This is a genomic window from Elusimicrobiota bacterium (genome assembly GCA_016182905.1).
In the GTDB taxonomy this organism is placed as follows: Bacteria; Elusimicrobiota; Elusimicrobia; order UBA1565; family UBA9628; genus GWA2-66-18.
Map to the genome: position 1 here is coordinate 122,049 of JACPFR010000024.1, position 16,237 is coordinate 138,285.

General features: G+C 71.1%; 17 protein-coding genes. 4 read left to right on the forward strand and 13 right to left on the reverse strand.

Annotated elements, in window-relative coordinates; translation table 11 throughout:
* Positions 1–38 precede the first annotated feature (38 nt).
* Positions 39–548: a GNAT family N-acetyltransferase gene (locus HYV14_09760; GenBank protein ID MBI2386285.1), complete on the reverse strand. Its 510-nt coding sequence runs from the start codon at positions 546–548 to the stop codon at positions 39–41.
* Positions 548–2,011: an MFS transporter gene (locus HYV14_09765; GenBank protein MBI2386286.1), complete on the reverse strand. Its 1,464-nt coding sequence runs from the start codon at positions 2,009–2,011 to the stop codon at positions 548–550. Before HYV14_09765 ends, HYV14_09760 begins: the two co-directional genes overlap by 1 nt.
* Here HYV14_09765 and HYV14_09770 point away from each other — a divergent pair.
* Positions 1,998–2,300 (forward strand): hypothetical protein, encoded by a 303-nt coding sequence (locus tag HYV14_09770; GenBank protein ID MBI2386287.1) that lies wholly within the window; start codon positions 1,998–2,000, stop codon positions 2,298–2,300. The two genes, HYV14_09765 and HYV14_09770, sit on opposite strands and share 14 nt — an antisense overlap.
* On the opposite strand, the gene HYV14_09775 is transcribed toward HYV14_09770, so the two are convergent.
* The 3 genes from HYV14_09775 to proC form a co-directional block, all read right to left on the reverse strand.
* Positions 2,297–3,637: a CPBP family intramembrane metalloprotease gene (locus tag HYV14_09775; protein ID MBI2386288.1), complete on the reverse strand. Its 1,341-nt coding sequence runs from the start codon at positions 3,635–3,637 to the stop codon at positions 2,297–2,299. The two genes, HYV14_09770 and HYV14_09775, sit on opposite strands and share 4 nt — an antisense overlap.
* Positions 3,638–3,737: 100 nt before the next feature.
* A complete protein-coding gene (locus HYV14_09780; GenBank protein MBI2386289.1) occupies positions 3,738–4,904 on the reverse strand; it encodes a ribonuclease D in 1,167 nt (388 codons plus the stop codon).
* 118 nt (positions 4,905–5,022) lie between these two features.
* The gene (gene proC, locus HYV14_09785) at positions 5,023–5,844 is read right to left on the reverse strand and encodes a pyrroline-5-carboxylate reductase (protein ID MBI2386290.1); all 822 of its coding nucleotides are present in this window, start codon (positions 5,842–5,844) and stop codon (positions 5,023–5,025) included.
* Between the two features lie 123 nt (positions 5,845–5,967).
* Here proC and HYV14_09790 point away from each other — a divergent pair, with 123 nt between their 5' ends.
* Positions 5,968–6,117 carry a hypothetical protein gene (locus tag HYV14_09790; GenBank protein MBI2386291.1) on the forward strand — a complete coding sequence of 50 codons (150 nt, stop codon included), beginning with the start codon at positions 5,968–5,970 and terminating at the stop codon, positions 6,115–6,117.
* A gap of 84 nt (positions 6,118–6,201) precedes the next feature.
* Here HYV14_09790 and HYV14_09795 read toward each other — a convergent pair whose 3' ends face one another.
* Positions 6,202–6,396, reverse strand: coding sequence for a hypothetical protein (locus HYV14_09795; GenBank protein MBI2386292.1), 195 nt, complete (start codon positions 6,394–6,396; stop codon positions 6,202–6,204).
* 77 nt (positions 6,397–6,473) lie between these two features.
* Between HYV14_09795 and HYV14_09800 the strand changes: the two genes are divergently transcribed.
* A complete protein-coding gene (locus tag HYV14_09800) occupies positions 6,474–7,886 on the forward strand; it encodes a glycosyltransferase family 39 protein (protein MBI2386293.1) in 1,413 nt (470 codons plus the stop codon).
* On the opposite strand, the gene HYV14_09805 is transcribed toward HYV14_09800, so the two are convergent.
* Genes HYV14_09805 through HYV14_09835 form a run of 7 tightly spaced genes read right to left on the reverse strand, consistent with a single transcriptional unit; the run spans position 7,883 to position 14,486 of the window.
* A complete protein-coding gene (locus tag HYV14_09805; protein MBI2386294.1) occupies positions 7,883–8,416 on the reverse strand; it encodes a 3'-5' exonuclease in 534 nt (177 codons plus the stop codon). The two genes, HYV14_09800 and HYV14_09805, sit on opposite strands and share 4 nt — an antisense overlap.
* Positions 8,416–9,654, reverse strand: coding sequence for an aspartate kinase (locus tag HYV14_09810; protein MBI2386295.1), 1,239 nt, complete (start codon positions 9,652–9,654; stop codon positions 8,416–8,418). The genes HYV14_09805 and HYV14_09810 overlap by 1 nt, the downstream gene beginning before the upstream one ends.
* Positions 9,655–9,656: 2 nt before the next feature.
* Positions 9,657–10,574, reverse strand: a complete 918-nt coding sequence (locus tag HYV14_09815) for a homoserine kinase (protein MBI2386296.1) — start codon at positions 10,572–10,574, stop codon at positions 9,657–9,659.
* 1 nt (position 10,575) lies between these two features.
* Positions 10,576–11,613 (reverse strand): threonine synthase, encoded by a 1,038-nt coding sequence (locus HYV14_09820; GenBank protein MBI2386297.1) that lies wholly within the window; start codon positions 11,611–11,613, stop codon positions 10,576–10,578.
* Complete coding sequence (locus HYV14_09825) at positions 11,589–12,887, reverse strand: homoserine dehydrogenase (protein MBI2386298.1); 1,299 nt, start codon at positions 12,885–12,887, stop codon at positions 11,589–11,591. Before HYV14_09825 ends, HYV14_09820 begins: the two co-directional genes overlap by 25 nt.
* A 13-nt stretch (positions 12,888–12,900) precedes the next feature.
* A complete protein-coding gene (locus HYV14_09830; protein MBI2386299.1) occupies positions 12,901–13,536 on the reverse strand; it encodes a hypothetical protein in 636 nt (211 codons plus the stop codon).
* On the reverse strand, positions 13,533–14,486 hold the full coding sequence (locus HYV14_09835; GenBank protein MBI2386300.1) for a hypothetical protein: 954 nt from the start codon (positions 14,484–14,486) through the stop codon (positions 13,533–13,535). Before HYV14_09835 ends, HYV14_09830 begins: the two co-directional genes overlap by 4 nt.
* Positions 14,487–14,515: 29 nt before the next feature.
* On the opposite strand from HYV14_09835, the gene HYV14_09840 reads away from it, so the two are divergent.
* Entirely contained in the window at positions 14,516–16,237 is a 1,722-nt protein-coding gene (locus HYV14_09840; protein ID MBI2386301.1) for a peptidylprolyl isomerase, read from the forward strand.

A 16,237-nucleotide genomic window follows, 5' to 3' on the forward strand; every position in this document is an offset into this window, starting at 1 on the left:
AATTCGAATTCAATGAATTTGCGAGTCAGGCACCTTTTTTAGGGGCGCCGGATCTCGTAGACGACGGTGGGGTCGGGGGAGCCGTCGGGCTTGGCGCGCTCGAGGCGGCCGACGAGCTTGGCGCCGATCTTCTCCAGGGCGCGGCGCGAGCGGAGGTTGAGCGGGCCGACGTGGAAGAGCGCGCGGCGCACGGCGAAGAAGGCGTGGTCGAGCATCATGAACTTCAGCTCGCGGTTGTAGCTCCCGCCCCAGTGATCGCGAGTGAGGAACGTGAAGCCGATGCAGACGGAGTCCTTCCCCTCGAGGTCGTAGTAGCGCGAGGTGCCGACGATCTTCCTCGTCGCCTTGTCGACGACGGCCAGCGCGCCGCGCGACTTGAGGGCGCGGTCGAAGAATTCCTCGAAGACCCGGAGTTCGTGGCGGTTCGGCGCCGGGTGCTGCTCCCAGATGAGGGGATCGGAGGCCGCGGCGTAGAGCTCGTCGAAGTCGGCGGCCTTGAGCGGGCGCAGGCGCAGACGCGGCCCTTCGAGGACGGGCTGAAGCTCCATCAGGGCTTCAGGCGGCGCGAGGCGAGGTACACCGTGAGCGCCAGCGCGCTGAAGCCGCCGCAGATCCAGTACAGCGCGACGGCCGCCGGCATCGCGCCGAGCAGGCCGCCGAGCGCCAGCGACAGCAGCGACGAGCCGATCACGAAGGCGCCGTACAGGAAGCTGATCGCGCGGGGCTGGTCCTTCTCCGAGACCGTCCGCTGGACCTCGGAGCGCAGCGACAGGTCGCTGGCGGCCCAGGTGAGCGAAGAGAAGAGGATCAGGGGCAGGAGCAGCGGCAGGCTCGTCGAGAAGGCCAGGACCCAGGTGAGCAGGAGGCCGAGCGCGCCCCACTTGACCCAGCCGTGGGAGCCGGGGAAGCGCGCGGCCAGGCGCAGCAGTACGGCCGCGCCGGCGAGCTCGCCGGCGTTCGAGGCGGTGAGCAGCCAGGCCGAGGCCGCGGGGTTCTCGAGCACGGTCTTCGCGAAGACGGGGATCAGCAGGTTCTCGAAGACGCGATGGACGATCTGCGGCAGGACGAAGGCGAGCGCCACCCAGCGCATGCGCCCGTCGCCGATCACGAGCTTCGCGCCGGCCTTGATGTCGCTGAAATAGGCGCGGACCTTGGCGACGGCGCCGCTCTTGGCGGGAGGGTCGCCGGCGGGCAGGGGATGGCGGACGCGCCAGAAATACCACGCGGCGAGGGCGAACGCCGGGGGCTGGATCGCGAGGGACCACAGCGGGCCGACGAAGGCGATGAGCGCGCCCGCCGTCAGCGCGCCGATCACGCCCGCGACCTCGTAGGAGATGTGCAGCTTCGCGTTGTACTTCTTGAGCGCGGCCTCGTCCTGGCCGAGGAGCAAAGTGGGGATCGAGTGGCGCGTGGTCTCGATGACGCCGGTGACGCCGCCGATGAGGAGGTAGAGGGGGATCAAGGTCGGCATCGACAGCGCGCCGGCGGCGCCGACGGCGATCAAGGTCCCGACGAGGGCGGCCTGCGCGAGGACGGCTCCCGCGAGGACTTTGCGGGCGGAGAAGCGGTCGGCGAGGCCGCCCGCCATGGCGGCGAAGATCGCCTGAGAGAGGCCGTAGACGACGACGAGGCCGGCGACGGCGGAGATGCCGCCGAAGGCGGTGAGCGCCAGCATGGGCACGCTGAGGGTGATGGTCTCCATGCCGGACTTCATGACGGCGGTGCCGACCATCATGCGGCGGACGTTCTTGGAGGTCTCGGGGGCGGGGGTCGGAGTACGCGGCGCGGGGTCGGACGGGACGGCGGAAAGGAAGGGAGAGTCGAAGTGCGCGGGGGCGGCGAGGACGGCGGGGGAGTCGGCGCGGCGGGTCAGGGCCTCTCCGGTCAGCAGGGAGAAGCTTTCGGCGGCGGCGGCGGGGGCGTGCGAGACGGGGAGGTCGGGAAGAGCCTTCGTGAGGGCCGAGGCGGCTTCGACGCGGACGGATAACGGCGACGGTTTGACGGGCTCCATCCCGGGAACGGCGACGGATCTGATGCTTGCCGGCGAAACGGCGGCCTGGAGCGCCGGCGCGGCCGCGACGGATAATCCGAGGGAGGAGGGCGACATCAACGGCGACGGCAACGACATTAACGACAACGGAGTGGAGAAGCTCGAGGAGAGACCGGCGCCCGCAACGGAAGGAACGACGCGCGGGGCGTTGATCGTAATGGTACGGATTTGTGCGACGGCGTCGGCGGGGACCGAAGCCGAGACCAATGATAATACGGCGAGGAAGCGGACGGCTCTCATCTCTGTTTAGGCCTTCCGGCTCCGGAGCATCGTGATCCCCTTCACGATCAGCGCGATCGCGCCGATGATCCAGAAGATGTTGGGCATGAGGAAGAAGTAGCCGAGGGCCAGGACGCCGGCCATGAGGAACGAGAGTCCGGCGGTCAGGGGCTTAGGGGTCAGGGCGCCGGAGGCGATGTCGGGCTTCTGGGCGCGGACGACCTTGGCGGCGCGCAGGGCGAAGTACAGCGCCGCGGGGACGACCGCGAGGCCGAGCCAGGGCAGGCCGAGGGCGGAGAAGACGACGGAGAGGGCGAGCAGGCCGTTGAAGAAGCCGTGGGCGGCCATCGAGGCGAGGATGCCTTCCTTGTGGTAGACGTGGCTGAGGATGAGGGCGTGAACGAAGCGGGTGAAGAAAAGCACCGGATCGGAGGTCTCGTGCAGGGCGACGAAGATGAACGAGGTGATGGCCGCGGGAACGACGAAGTCGCCGATGCGGAGCTTGGCCGTCAGTTGGGAGAGCTTCTTCTGAAGGCCGCCGCGGAAGATGGCCTCCTCGGAGACCGGGGCCATCACGGCGGCGCCGATCCACATCGCCAGCGCCGACAGGATGGTCGGCACTTCGCCCGCGCTGGGGCCCTGGTAGTTCGGGTGCAAGACGTAGCCGAACAGCTGGGCGATCACGACGGTGACCATGGTGACCGCGATCGGCACGACGGCGGCAAGGAAGCCGACGGAGAGCGTGCGCTTGACCGAGGTCGCGGGCGCTTCGTCCGGGCCGCGGAAGGACTTGACCCAGCGCGGGCCTTGGGCGGGGCCGCGGGACGGATCGAGGCGGGGGGCGCCGGAGGCGGCGGAGCGGGCGGAGACGGCGAGGGCGTCGGGGCGGGCGGCGGAGCCTTCGAACAGGCCGTCGAGGGCGGTCCGCGGGGCCTCGGCCGCGCCGGTCCTGGCGGCGGTCTCCAGGGCCTTCGTTCCGGTCTGAAGCGAGGAGAGAGCGGCGACGGGGGCGGCGGCTATAACGGGTGCGTTCGCCGCCGGTGCGGCGGACGCGGCGACGGCCTTGAGCGCGGCCGGCGAGGCGATCGACGGCACCGCGGCGAAGACGCCGGCGGGCGCGTTCAGGACCGGCGTCAGCGCGGCGGAGGGGGTCAGCGAGGGGACGAGGCCGAGCCGGAGGCTCGCCGCCGGCAGGGCGAGGTTGGCGCCGCCCAGGCCGTGGATCGAGGCGCCCGCGGCGCCGATGGAGCCTGCGGGAACGGCCGCGCGCGCGGCGCCGACCGTCTGCGCGGCGGCCTGGTACGGGGCGAGGCCGGGGGCGGCGAGGAGGAGCGACAGCGCGACGAAAAAGCGGGCGATCCGGTTCATGGGACCAGTATAGCGGGAGGAGGAGGGGCGGGCTCGGTCCGAGAGGGCGTTATTGGGGCGGCACAGTGCCTATGAGGAAGGAGGACCTAGGTCCTAGGGTCTAAGCGGCTTTGCCGTTGGCGCGGGCGGCGGCGATGACCTTGAGGATGTCGTCGCCGTAGCGGGAGCGCTTGAGCTCGGACAGAGGGCCGAGCGGGTCCCCGCCGTGGTCGCGGCAGGCGTGGATGGCCAGCGTGCGCAGGTTCTCGGTCGTCATGATGACGACGGGCTCGACGGCGTCCTTCTCGGAGCGGCTCTTGCGCCAGGCGCGCAAGGCCTCGAAGGTCCGCCACTCGAGGTCGGTCAGGCGCTTGCGCTCGGGCGCGGCCGACGGGGGGCGCGTGATCGGCGGCGCGGCCTTGCCCCGCTCGACGGCGGCCAGCAGGCCGGAGGCGAAGCGCTCCAAGATGTAAGGCGACATGCCGCGCACCGCGGCCAGGGCCTCGCGCGTCTCGGGCATGGCCTGGGCCATGCGCACCATCAGGTCCTCGGGCATGACGCGGAACGGCGCCCGGTCGCGCGACTGGGCCTGCTGCTCGCGGTACAGCCAGATCTCCTTGAGGACGGCCATCTGCTGGCCGCCGATGTCGTCGCGGCCGACGAGCTTCCAGTAGCCCTCCTGGTCGAAGGTCTTGAGGTTCGGCTCGAGGGCGGCGAGGTCGCGGAAGGACTCGAACGCGTCCTCCATGCGGCCCTTCTCGACGAGCATCTTCTTTTGGATGTCGGCCAGGCGCATCAGGAAATGGGTGTCGCCCTGGGCGTAGCGGATCATCTCGTGCGTCAGCGGGCGCTTGCCCCAGTCGGCGCGCTGCAGCTTCTTCGAGATCACGATCCCGAAGTGGCGCTCGATGGCGGCGGCCAGGCCGAGCTCCTTGGTGCCGAGGATGCGCGCGGCGATCATCGTGTCGTAGAGGTTGGCGAAGGTGAAGCCGTAGTCCCGCTTGAGGCAGAGCACGTCGTACTCGCCGGCGTGGAACAGCTTCTCGATCTTCGGGTCGGCGAACAGCGGGCCGAGGGCGGAGATGTCCTTGAACGCGATCGGGTCGACGATGAAGTCTTCCGTCGGCGTGGAGATCTGGATCAGGCAGACCTTCTCCTTGTGGGCGTAGAAGCCGTTGGACTCGGTGTCGAAGGCCAGGCGGTCGCACTTGGCGAACTCGACGCACACCTCTTCGAGGTGCTCCTTGGCGGTGATCAGGGCGGCGGTTTTGATTTGGCTAAGCGGCATGTCGCGGCAAGTTCCCTATAAATAAAAAGCCGGAAGCGCCCCAGCTCGGCGTTCCGGGTGAACTACCTGTTCTTTATAACAGGTAAGGGACGGTCCGTCAAGGCTGGAGGACGGCGCGTCAGGCGTCGAAGAGCCTCGAGAGCTCCTGCGAGCGCTTGGTCGCGGCCTCGACGCCGTCGATGAGGACGGAGCGCAGGCCCCTGCTCTCGAGGACGTGGATCGCGGTGATCGCGGTGCCGCCGGGCGTGGTGACCTCGTCCTTCAGCACGGCGGGGTGCTTGCCGGACTCTAGAACGAGCTTGGCGGAGCCGTACACCGTCTGCGCGGCGAGCTTGGCCGCGACGGCGCGGGGGATGCCCATCTTCACGCCGCCGTCGATCATCGCCTCGATGGCCATGTAGATGTAGACCGGTCCCGAGCCGGAGAGGCCCGTGACGGCGTCGAGCGCGGACTCCGGCAGGGTCACGACGAGGCCGATCGCGCCGAACACGGCCTCGGCGAGCTTGAGCTCGCGCTCGCTGGCGTGGGCGCCGGCGGCGACCGCGGTAGCGCCCGCGTCCACGAGGCAGGGGGTGTTGGGCATCGCGCGCACGACCGGCCCGTCCACGCGCAGGGCCTTGCTGATCGAGGCGGTCGTGACGCCCGCCATCACCGAGATGACGAGCTGCTCGCCGGAGATATGGCCCGCCAGCTCCTCCATGACTTTCCGCGCCATCTGCGGCTTGACCGCGAGGATCACGATATCGGCGCCCGCGACGGCCTTCTTGTTGTCGGTCGAGGCGCGCACGCCCCATTTCTTCTGGAGCGCCGCGAGGGCCTCGGGGTCGCGCCGGGCGGCGACGATGCTCTTCGCGGGGACGAGCTTCGATCTGATCATGCCCCCGATCATGGCTCCCGCCATGTGCCCGGCCCCGATCACCGCGATGGTCTGGTTCTTCATAGGACTCCTATATAACAGCCGCGCCCGGAGGCGTCAAGGACGTGATCCCGGTCACGGGAAACATTCGCTGAATCGTAACACCCATGTAATGACATTCCGGGCCTCCCGGGCTATACTCCATCCATGAAGCTCGCGCTCTCCGCCAAGGTGACCATCGACCCCCGCCGGCTCCTCAAGAGCCGCTGGATCCACGACACCGCGCACCGCATCGTCGACTCGCTGCGCAAGGCGCAGGACGACGCGCGCCGCCAGGAGACCCGGCGCCGGCACTGAATTTTCGGCCCACCGAAAGACAGGCGCCCGGGGGCGATAATAAACCCCCGGGCGCTTCGTTTTTTCTCCCCGAAGGGAGAAAGGCTACATGTTGATGAAGTCGTGGGCGCGGACGGTCTTGCGGCCGTTCGCCTTGGCGCGCTTGGCGGCCTGCTCGAGCAGCCAGTAGGCCCAGCCGTTGAGTCCGTCCAGCGCGTCTCCCGACGTGTTGCAGCCGGCCTTCTTCAGGATCGCCTTCGCCTTGCTCGCGATCACGAGCGGTTCCATCTTCTTCGCCATATCGTTGTCCTCCGGAGCCCCTCGGGGGCTTCGACGTCCCATCCTACTTAACCAAGTTTACGGCTACAATAATGATCGTGAGAGAGGACCGGGCGAAGAGGGGCGGCTTAGCGGTCATGGCGGCGGCGGCGATCCTGGCGGGGACCGTCCTGCGCGTCCTGTTCCTCGGGGCGAGATCCCTCTGGCTCGACGAGGCGAGCGTCCTGTTCCTCGCCGGGAAGCCGCTGTCCGAGCTGGTCCCCGCGCTCGTGAACAACGAGTTCAACCCGCCTCTGTACTTCGCGCTGATGCGGTTCTGGCTGAAGGCCTTCCCGGACCCGCGCCTGGGCTTGAGGCTGTTCTCGGCGCTGTGCGGCGTCGCCTCGCTGTTCGCGTTCCGCGCGCTCGCGGACAAAGTCCTCCCGGAGCGTGTGCGCCTGCCCGCGCTCTGGCTCGCGGCGGCGTCGTCCTTCTGGATCCACGTCGCGCAGGACGGGCGCTGCTATTCCCTGCTGCTGCTGGTGAGCCTGCTCTCGACGCTCGCGGTCGTCGAGCTGTCGGAGGAAAATCCCCGCCGGCGGGCGCTTGCGGCCTACGCGCTTCTGGCGGGACTCGGCCTCTACACGCACTACTATTACGCGATCCTGCTCGCGGGCCACGCCGTCTGGCTCGGGCGGAAGATGAAGGACCGCCTCGCCTGGCTGCTCGCGCACGGGGCCGCGGTCCTGATGTTCGCGCCGTGGCTGCCGAGCCTCGCGGCGCAGGCCCGGGTGCACGGGGGGGAGGCGGTCGTCGGAGAGCCGCTGACCTTCCCGCGCGTCCTGGACCTGCTCGGCACGGCCTTCTTCGACGTCACCTTCCTCGGCCTGGCGCTGCCGGCCTGGACCGGGGTCGCCGTCGGCGCCGGGTTCGCGGCGCTGGCGCTGTCCGCCGCCGCGGACGCGCGCCGCGCGCCCCGCGGCTCCCCCGAGTCCCGCGCCCTCGATCTCGCGCTGACCCACGTCGCGGCGGCGCTCGCCCTCATCGTCTGCGTCGAGCTGGTCGGCGGCCGCCCCGTCACCCAGGCGCGCTACTTCACGCCGCTGTCGCCGGTCCTGCTCCTGCTCGCCGCGCTCGGCGTCCGGCGGAGCTGGACGAAGGCCGCCGCCGGCGTCGTGGTCGCCGCGGGCTGCGCCGGCTACTTCTTCTCGGCGCTCAACGTGGACCCCCGGCTCGACGCCCTGGCCGCCGTCATCCGCCGCTCGTCGGACGCGGGCGTTCCCGTCGTGCATCTCGGGCGGTACTACTACCTTCCGCTGCGCGTCTATTATCTCCCCGAGCGCCGGCACCTGCTCATGGCCTCGGCGGCGATCGGGATGGACTACCGGGGCATGCCGCCGTATCCGGGCGTCGTCGAGGAGAAGGACCTCACGAGCCTGGGTCCCTGCGTCGTGGTCGACGAGAGCCGCGCCCTGTCGCTGGAGCGCGTGAGCCTGGCCACCGGCGCCCGGCTCGCCGAGCTCCTCCGCTAGATCCTGACGCCTTTCTTCTCGGCGGCGATGACGATCTGAGCGCACGCCAGCGCGTCGGACAGCGCCTCGTGGTGGTTGAGCTGGATGTTGAGGTGCTGGCAGACGTTGTTGAGCTTCGTCGGGTAGATGCTCCACGTGCTGCGCGCCAGGCGCACCGTGCAGACGAAGCGGTGCGCGGGCTTGGGAAGGCCCGCGGCCTCGCAGCAGGCGTTGAGGACGCCGCTGTCGAAGGGGGCGTTGTGGGCGGCCATGAACTCGACGCCCTTCAGGATCGGCGCGAGCTTGGGCCAGGCCTGGCCGAAGGTCGGCGCGTCGAGCACCTGCTCGGGCTTGATGCCGTGGATGTACGTGAACATGAAATCGGCCGGGGCGGGGGTGAAGAGGTCTCCTCCCTCGAGGCGGGGCGGCCGGATGAGCTGGACCTCCTTCCGGGTGATGACGCCGTGCTCGACGCGCACGAGGCCGACCGAGCAGGCGGAGTCGCGGCCCTGGTCGGCCGTCTCGAAGTCGATGGCGACGAAGACGGACATCAGCGCTTCCCTTTCGCCAGGCCGTAGGCCTTGTGCAGCGCCTTCAGCGCGGCCTCGCCCTGGCCGAGGTCCACGATGCAGGAGACGCGCAGGTCGGAGGCGGAGATCATGTGGATGTTGATCTTATGGTCGGCGAGCGCCGTGAACATCGTCGCCGCGATCTTCGGGCTGTGACGGAAGCCGGTGCCGACGGCGGAGATCTTGGCGACCTGCTCGTTGAGGTCCACGCGCTCGGCGCGCAGGGCCTTGGCGACGCCCTCGAGCGCCTTCTTGGCCTTGACGGCGGACGCCTTCGGCGTCATGAAGGACATGTCGTTGACGCCGGCGTGGCTCGGCGCGGACTGGATGATCATGTCGACGGGGATGTCGGCGGCGGCGAGCGCGGTCAGGACTTTCGCGGCCACGCCGGGCTGGTCGGGGACGCCGACGACGGTCAGGCGCACCTCGCTCTTGTCGAGGGCGAGGCTTGAGACGAAGGCTTTTTCCAGCATGAGCTTCTCCTTGGAAACGACCCAGGTGCCTCCCTGAGGATGGAACGCGGAACGGACGTGGATCTCGACGCCGAAGCGCTCGGCGACCTCCATCGACCGGGCCTGCATGACCTGGGCGCCGGAGCCGGCGAGCTCGAGCATCTCCTCGAAGGAGACGCGGGCGAGCTTGCGGGCGTCGTGCACGACGCGCGGGTCGGCGGTGTAGACGCCCTTCACGTCCGAGAAGATCTCGCAGCGGCCGGTCTTGAGCGCCGAGGCCAGCGCCACCGCGGTGAGGTCCGAGCCGCCGCGGCCGAGGGTGACGGTGTCGCCGTTCGGGGCGCGGCCCTGGAAGCCGGCGACGGCGACGATGCGCCCGGCGTCGAGGTGCCTGAGGATCGCGCGCGTGCGGATGCGGCTGACCTGGGCCTTGGACGCGTCTCCGATCGCCTCGATCCCCGCCTGCGGTCCGGTGAGGGATATCGCGGGAACCGCCCTGGCCATGCAGGCCATCGCGAACAGGGAGATGCCGACCTGCTCCCCGGTCGTGATCAGTTGGTCGAGCTCGCGGTCGTCGGGCTTGGGCGTGATGCGCTCGGCGAGCGCGATGAGCTCGTCGGTCATGTCGCCGGGAGCGGAGACCACGACGACGACGCCGAAGCCCTTGCGGCGCTCGCCGATGGCTCGCTCGGCGGCGCGCGAGATCTTCTCGGGGTCGGCGACGGAGGTGCCGCCGAACTTCATGACCGTGATCTTCCCGCGGGCCATGGTCAGCGCTCGACGCGCACTCCCTGATGGTCGACGGCCAAGGCGAGCCAGCGGCTCCCGACGCCGTGCTTCGAGAAGGCCTTGACCATCGCGTCGCCGACCGAGGCGTTGCGGCCCTCGACGAAGGCGAACACGGTCGGGCCCGAGCCCGAGAGCGCGGCGCCGGCGGCGCCGTGCTCGACGGCGGCGGTCAACGCGTCCTCGAGGCCCGGGACGAGCTTCGCGCGGTAGGGCTGGTGCAGGCGGTCCTTCATCAGCTCGGGCAGCCGCGAGACGTGGCCGGACTCGAGCGTCTTCGCCAGCAGGAGCGCGCGCGAGGTGTTGAACACGGCGTCGGCGAGGAACACGGTCTCGGGCAGGACGCCGCGGGCCTTCTTCGTGGACAGCTCGAAGTCGGGGATGCAGACCACGGTGGACAGCGAGGGATGGATGCCGAGGCGATGGGCGCGCGCGCGGCCGTCGACCGCGAGGCTCGCGGTGAGGCCGCCGTGGACGCAGGGCGCGATGTTGTCGGGATGGCCTTCGAGGGCGACGGCCATCTGCTCGAGCTCGTCCTCGGAGCGGCGCAAGGTCCCGAGGAGGTGGGCGCCGGCCCACAGGCCGGCGACGATCGCCGCCGCCGACGAGCCGAGGCCTCGCGCGAGCGGCACGCGGTTGCGCGCCTTGAAGACGAGGCGCCCGGGCAAGGAGGCGGGCAGCACCTGGCGGGCGGCGTGGACGAGCATGTTCTGCTCGCCGCGGGGCAGGTCCTCTGCGCCCGCTCCCTCGATCTCGACCAAGGGCGGGCCGGAGGCGTCGTGCAGCTCGAGGACGAGCTCGTTGCGCAGACCGAGCGCCAGGCCCAGGCAGTCGAAGCCCGGCCCGAGGTTGCTCGTGGACGCCGGAGCCGTCACCGTCACGCGCGCGAGGACCTTGGTCATGTCAGAGCTCGATCCGTCCGCCCGCCTTCACCCGGCGGATTTTCGGCGCGAAGCGCGCCGTGATGCCGGGGTCCTTGAGGCCGTTGCCCGTCAGCACGCAGACGCTGACGCCGCGCGGGGCCTTCCCGGCCTTGCCGAGCTTGAGCAGGCCGGCGACCGAGGCGGCCGACGAGGGCTCGCAGAACACGCCTTCCCGCGAAGCGAGGAGCCGGTAGGCGGAGAGGATCTCGGCGTCGGTGACCTTCCCGATCATGCCGCCGGACTCGTCGCGGGCGGCGATCGCGCCGTTCCAGGAGACGGGGGAGCCGATGCGGATGGCGGTCGCGAGCGTCGTCGGGTTCAGGATGGGCCGGCCGGAGACGAGCGGGGCGGCGCCGGCGGCCTGCCAGCCGAACATGCGCGGCTTCGCCGCGCTCTCTTTATATCCTTTCCAGTACGCGGTGATGTTCCCGGCGTTGCCGACGGGGATGAAGTGGTTGTCGGGCGCGCGGCCGAGCTGCTCCAGGATCTCGAAGGCCGCGGTCTTCTGCCCTTCGATCCGGAAAGGGTTCGAGGAGTTGACGAGGGCGAAGCCCTTGGTCTTGGCGGCCTCGTTGGCCATCACGAGCGCCTGGTCGAAGTTGCCGGCGACCTCGACGATCTCGGCGCCGTGCATGACGGCCTGGGAGAGCTTGCCCGCGGCGACCTTGCCCTTGGGCAGGAACACGACGCAGCGCAGCCCCGCGCGCGCGGCGTACGCCGCCGCCGACGCGGAGGTGTTGCCGGTCGAGGCGCACAGCACGCCGGAAGCGCCCGCCTCGACGGCCTTCGAGATCGCGAGCGTCATGCCTCGATCTTTGAAGGATCCCGTCGGGTTGGCGCCCTCGACCTTGAGGAACACGGAGCCGGGCGGCAGCCCCGCGGCCTTGGCCACGCGGTCGGCCCGGACGAGGGGGGTGTTGCCCTCGCCGAGCGTGACGACCGGCGTGCGGGCCGTCACCGGCAGGCGGGCGCGCCAGCGCGAGATCAGACCGTTCACGCCATCATCCTCATCGCGCAATGGCGCGGCGAAACGGCGGACAAGGACAGGATGCGTTTGCGCGCGCGCTCGAAGCGGCCGCGCTCCGCCGGATGCGTCACGATCATCACGGGCACCGAGCGGCCGCCGGCGGCCTTGTCCTGATGGATCGCGGCGATGGACACGCCCGCGTCCGCGAGGGCGTCGGCGATGCGGGCCAGCGCTCCGGGACGGTCGAGGACCTCGAGGCGCAGGTAATAAGAAGAGACCGCGTGGTCGGGCGAGGTCAGCGCCAGGCGGCGGGCCGTGGCGGCCGCCGCGGGGATCCCGCCGCGGATGTCGCGCGCGAGGACGAACACGTCGGCGACGACGGCCGACGCGGTCGGCCCGGCGCCCGCGCCCTGTCCGTAGAACATGAGGTCGCCGGCGGAGGCGGTGTGCACGAGGAGGGCGTTGTACTGGCGGCGCACCGCGGCGAGAGGATGGCCGAGGGGGACCAAGGTCGGAGCCACGGAGGCGGACACGGCGGGCGCGCCGGGCTTGCCGTCGAAGCGCAGCGAGGCGACGAGACGGGCGGCCATGCCGAGGCGCTCGCGCGCGAAGGACAGGTCGCGCGCGGTCACGGCCTCGATGCCCGCGACGGGGAAGGAGCCGGGCTTGAGCCAGCCGCCGGTGACGAGGCCGGCGAGCACGCTCAGCTTCTGCGCGGCGTCCTGGCCCGAGAGGTCCATCGCGGGGTCCTTTTCGGCGAAGCCGAGCCTCTGGGCTTCTTTGAGCGCGTCCTGCGGGGAGAGCCCTTCTTCTCCGCGCGATAAGATGTAGTTGGTCGTCCCGTTGAGGATGCCGTCGACGCCGAGCACGCGGTCGCCGGAGAAGGACAGCTCGAGCGCGCGCAGGACCGGGATGCCGCCGGCGACGCTGCCCTCGAAGGCGAGGCGCGCGCCGCTCGCGCGGGCCGCGCCGGTGATCTCGGGCCAGGCGTGGGCGAGCAGGCGCTTGTTGGCCGTGACCAGGGCCTTGCCGCGGCCGAGGACCTCGAGCGCGAAGCGCTTCGGCGCCTCCAGCCCGCCGAGCAGCTCGACGAACAGGTCGGCCTCGGCTCGGCGCGCCATGTCGAGCGGGTCTTTGTAACGGGAGACCGCGGGCGGAAGACCGAGGGCTTTCGCCTCGCGGGCGGCGTCGTGGTCGGCGACGGCCACAAGGCGCAGCTCGGCGCCGAGGCGCTCCTTGAGCTCGGCGCGGCGCGCGCGCAGCAGGCGGACGGCTTCGCGGCCGACGGTCCCGAGGCCCGCCACGGCGACGTTGAGGGCGTTCATCCGGTTATTCTACTCAATGTGCCGCGAGCGCGTCAGACTCGAGCGTGAGCGTTCCCGGGATCCCGCTGCGCGTCGAGGCGATCAGCGCCGCCGCGACGGCGTCCCCGGAGACGGCGCGGTACTTCCGCCACGGGCCGACGAGCAGCGGCGAGGCGAGGGCGAGGGCCGCCTCGCCGAGCTTCTCCGCGAGGCGGGGCTCGGCTCGCGCCCCGAGCAGCAAGGAAGGGCGCGCGATCACGACGGTCTCGAAGCCGAGCCCCGCGACCGCCTTCTCCGCCTCGCCTTTGGTGCGGGGATAGAGGAAGAAAGAGGCGGCGTCCGCGCCCGTCGAGGAGACAAGGCCGAAGCGCCGCGCCCCGCCCGTCTTGGCCGCGCGCGCGAAGGCGACCGCCAGGTCTAGGTCCACGGCGCGGAAGGCCGCGGCGCTCCCCGCGTCCTTGCGCGTGGTGCCGAGGCAGCCGTAGGCCTCGTCGAGCCCGGTCAGCGCCGGCCAGCCGGCCGCGACGACCGGGTTCTCGAGCTTCGGGTGCGGCGGCAGCGGGCGGCGCGTCGGGGCGATCACGCGCGCGATATCGGGGTCCTCCAGCAGCCGGCGGAGGACGCACCCGCCGACGAGGCCCGTGGCGCCGGCGACGGCCGCGGTCTTCAATGGGAGGGACTGATCTGCGGCTGCTCGGTCGGGGCCGGAGCGCGCTCGGCGGGCGGACCGTCCGTCGCCGGGCCGGTGGACGGCTCGACCGGCGCCGCGACCAAGGGGGTCGTCGATATGTCCGGCGCGGCGCCGTTGGCGAAGGTCGTCGCCGGGGCCGGCTCGGCCAGTATGGGCGGCGGCGCGGCGATCAGCCCGGCGTCCTGCGCGAGGCCGGACGCGATCTTGGCCGCGAGCGGGACGGCGAGCGTCTGGAGGCGGTCGGTGAGCTCCACGGGCGCGGCGCGGAACTCGCTGAGCGTGGTCGAGGAGGTCGCGTCGCTCACGCGCTCCTCGCGGCTCCACAGCATGCGCGTGGTGTCCGCGCGGTAGGCGCGCGAGGCGGCGGACAGCAGCGGCAGGGTGCGTCCCTGCTCGTCGGGCTCGAGGCCGAAGGAGAGGTTCACCTCGACGACGACGGCGTCGTCGAGCGACAGCAGCTTCGAGTAATCGCGCGGCGAGGGCCGGTCGGGCTCGGTGAAGTAGTACTTGCGCCGCCAGTCGAGCTGGTCGGAGGCGGCGTTCCACTCCTTGCGCTGGAGGGGGGCGATGCCGGCCTCGGCCGAGGTCAGGACGGGCCCGCCGTGCGCGGCCTTGAGCGCCGTGATCAGCGCGGCCTCGACGGCCTGGTCGTAGCGGGGGCGGGGGAGATAGGGCTGTATCTCCTTCGAGAGGTCGTTGATGCGGTCCTCCTGCATGCCCTGCAGGAAGGTGCCCAGCGGAAGGACCTTCATCGCGGACTCCGCCTTGGAATCGGGGTCGGCCACGATCCAGGGGCCCGGGGACTGGAGGACCATGACGATGAGGCGCTGGCCGGGCTTGATCGCTCCGCGCGGGTTGGGCGGCGGCTCGATCGTGACGCAGGACGCGAGGAGCAGCGCGATGACGGCGAAAAGGGGATATCTTCGCATGGCCGGCGTTAAGGATATATAATCGGGGCGTGCGCGCGCTCGCTCTCGCCGGTCTCTTCGTCCTGACCGCCTGCGGCACGGCTCCGCGCGGCGAGACCGCGAGGTTCGGGGCCCTGCGCTCCGGGCTGAGCTCCCCGGACGCCGCCGCCCGCGCGCGCGCCGCCTGGGACCTGGGCCAGCTCGGCCTGGCCGAGTTCCCCGAGGGCGAGGCCGAGCCCGCCGTCTCCGTCTCGCTCCGCGAGGCCGCGGCCGCGGCCCTGATCCCCGCCGTCTCCGATCCGGAGGCTCCCGTGCGCCGCGCCGCCGTCGAGGCGCTCGGCAAGACCGGCGGCGTGAACATCGAGGATCCCTTGCTGTCCGCCGCCACCGATATCGACGCCGGCGTGAGAGGCGAAGTCGCTCTGGCTCTGTTCCGTCGAAGGTTCCTGAAAAGAGTCCCGGAATACTCGACCGCAAGCCTTAATAAGCTGTTGACGCTCGCTGTCGACCCCAACCCCGAGGTCCGTTGGCGGGCGAACTACGCGTTCTCGCGATTCTCCGACGTCCGTGCGGAGAAGATGTTGACGCAAGCCGTGAAGGACCCCGACAAGGTCACCCGTCTTTTTGCCGTTCGATCTCTTTCAAAGCTGGTCCGTAAGGTCGACGTATCGTTGTTGTCCGACCCCGACCCCTACGTCCGCGGCGAGGCCGCCGCCGCGTTCGGCGCGGCCAAGGCCGCGGGAGAGCTTCCGAAGTCGGTATTCGACGATCCGTCCGTCCATGTGCGCGCCGCCGCTGCCGACGCCGTCGCCGCCACCGGCGACGCCGCCCTCGCTCCGCGCCTCGAGACGATGGCCGACACCGACACCCCCATGCCCCGCGGCCGCGCCCTGATCGCCCTCGCCAAGCTCCGCGGCCCCGCCGAGTCCGCGCGTCTCTCCCTCGCCCGCTCGAACCCCCACTGGTGGATCCGCTCCCGCGCCTACGAGGCGTCCGCCCTCCTCCCCGACGCCGCCGCGATCCTGAGCGCCGGCGTCTTGGACCCCGACGCGCGCGTCGCCGCCCAGGCCCTGGAGACCTTGGCCTCCTCCATCGCGCCGGCCGCCGCCGCCGCCATCGAGCGTGTCCTGCGCGACCCCAAGGCCGAGCTCGAGCTCCTCGGCACCGCCGTCGACGCCGCGACCGAGCGCAAGTCCCCGGAGTTCGCCGTCGCCCTGCGCTCCGCGTGGGAGCGCCCCGGCCTCACCGCCGAGGTCCGCGACAACCTGCGCAAGGCGCTGAAGGCCTCCGGCGTCGCCGTAAAGGCCGGCCCCGGCCTCGACCCGCCCAAGACCTTCGCGCCGCTGGCCTCCTCCCCGACCATGGTCCTGGAGACGGAAAAGGGGACCGTCGAGCTGTATCTCGACAAGGAGGCCGCGCCGAACACCGCCGCCGCGATCGCCGACGCCGCGCGCCGCGGCGTCTACGACGGGACGGTCTGGCACCGCGTGGTGACCGCCTTCGTCGTCCAGGGCGGCGACCCGCGCGGCTCGGGCTGGGGCGACGACGGCTTCCGGCTCGTCGACGAGGTCAACCGCCTCCCCTTCCTGCGCGGGACCCTCGGCATGCCCAAGGCTGGCCCCGACACGGGCGGCTGCCAGCTGTTCGTGAGCCTCGTCCCGACCCCTCACCTCGACGGCCGCTATACGGCCTTCGGCCGCGTGATCGCGGGCATGGACGTCCTCGACGCCCTCCAGCCCGGCGACAAGATCGTCAAAGCGAGCTTGCGCTAG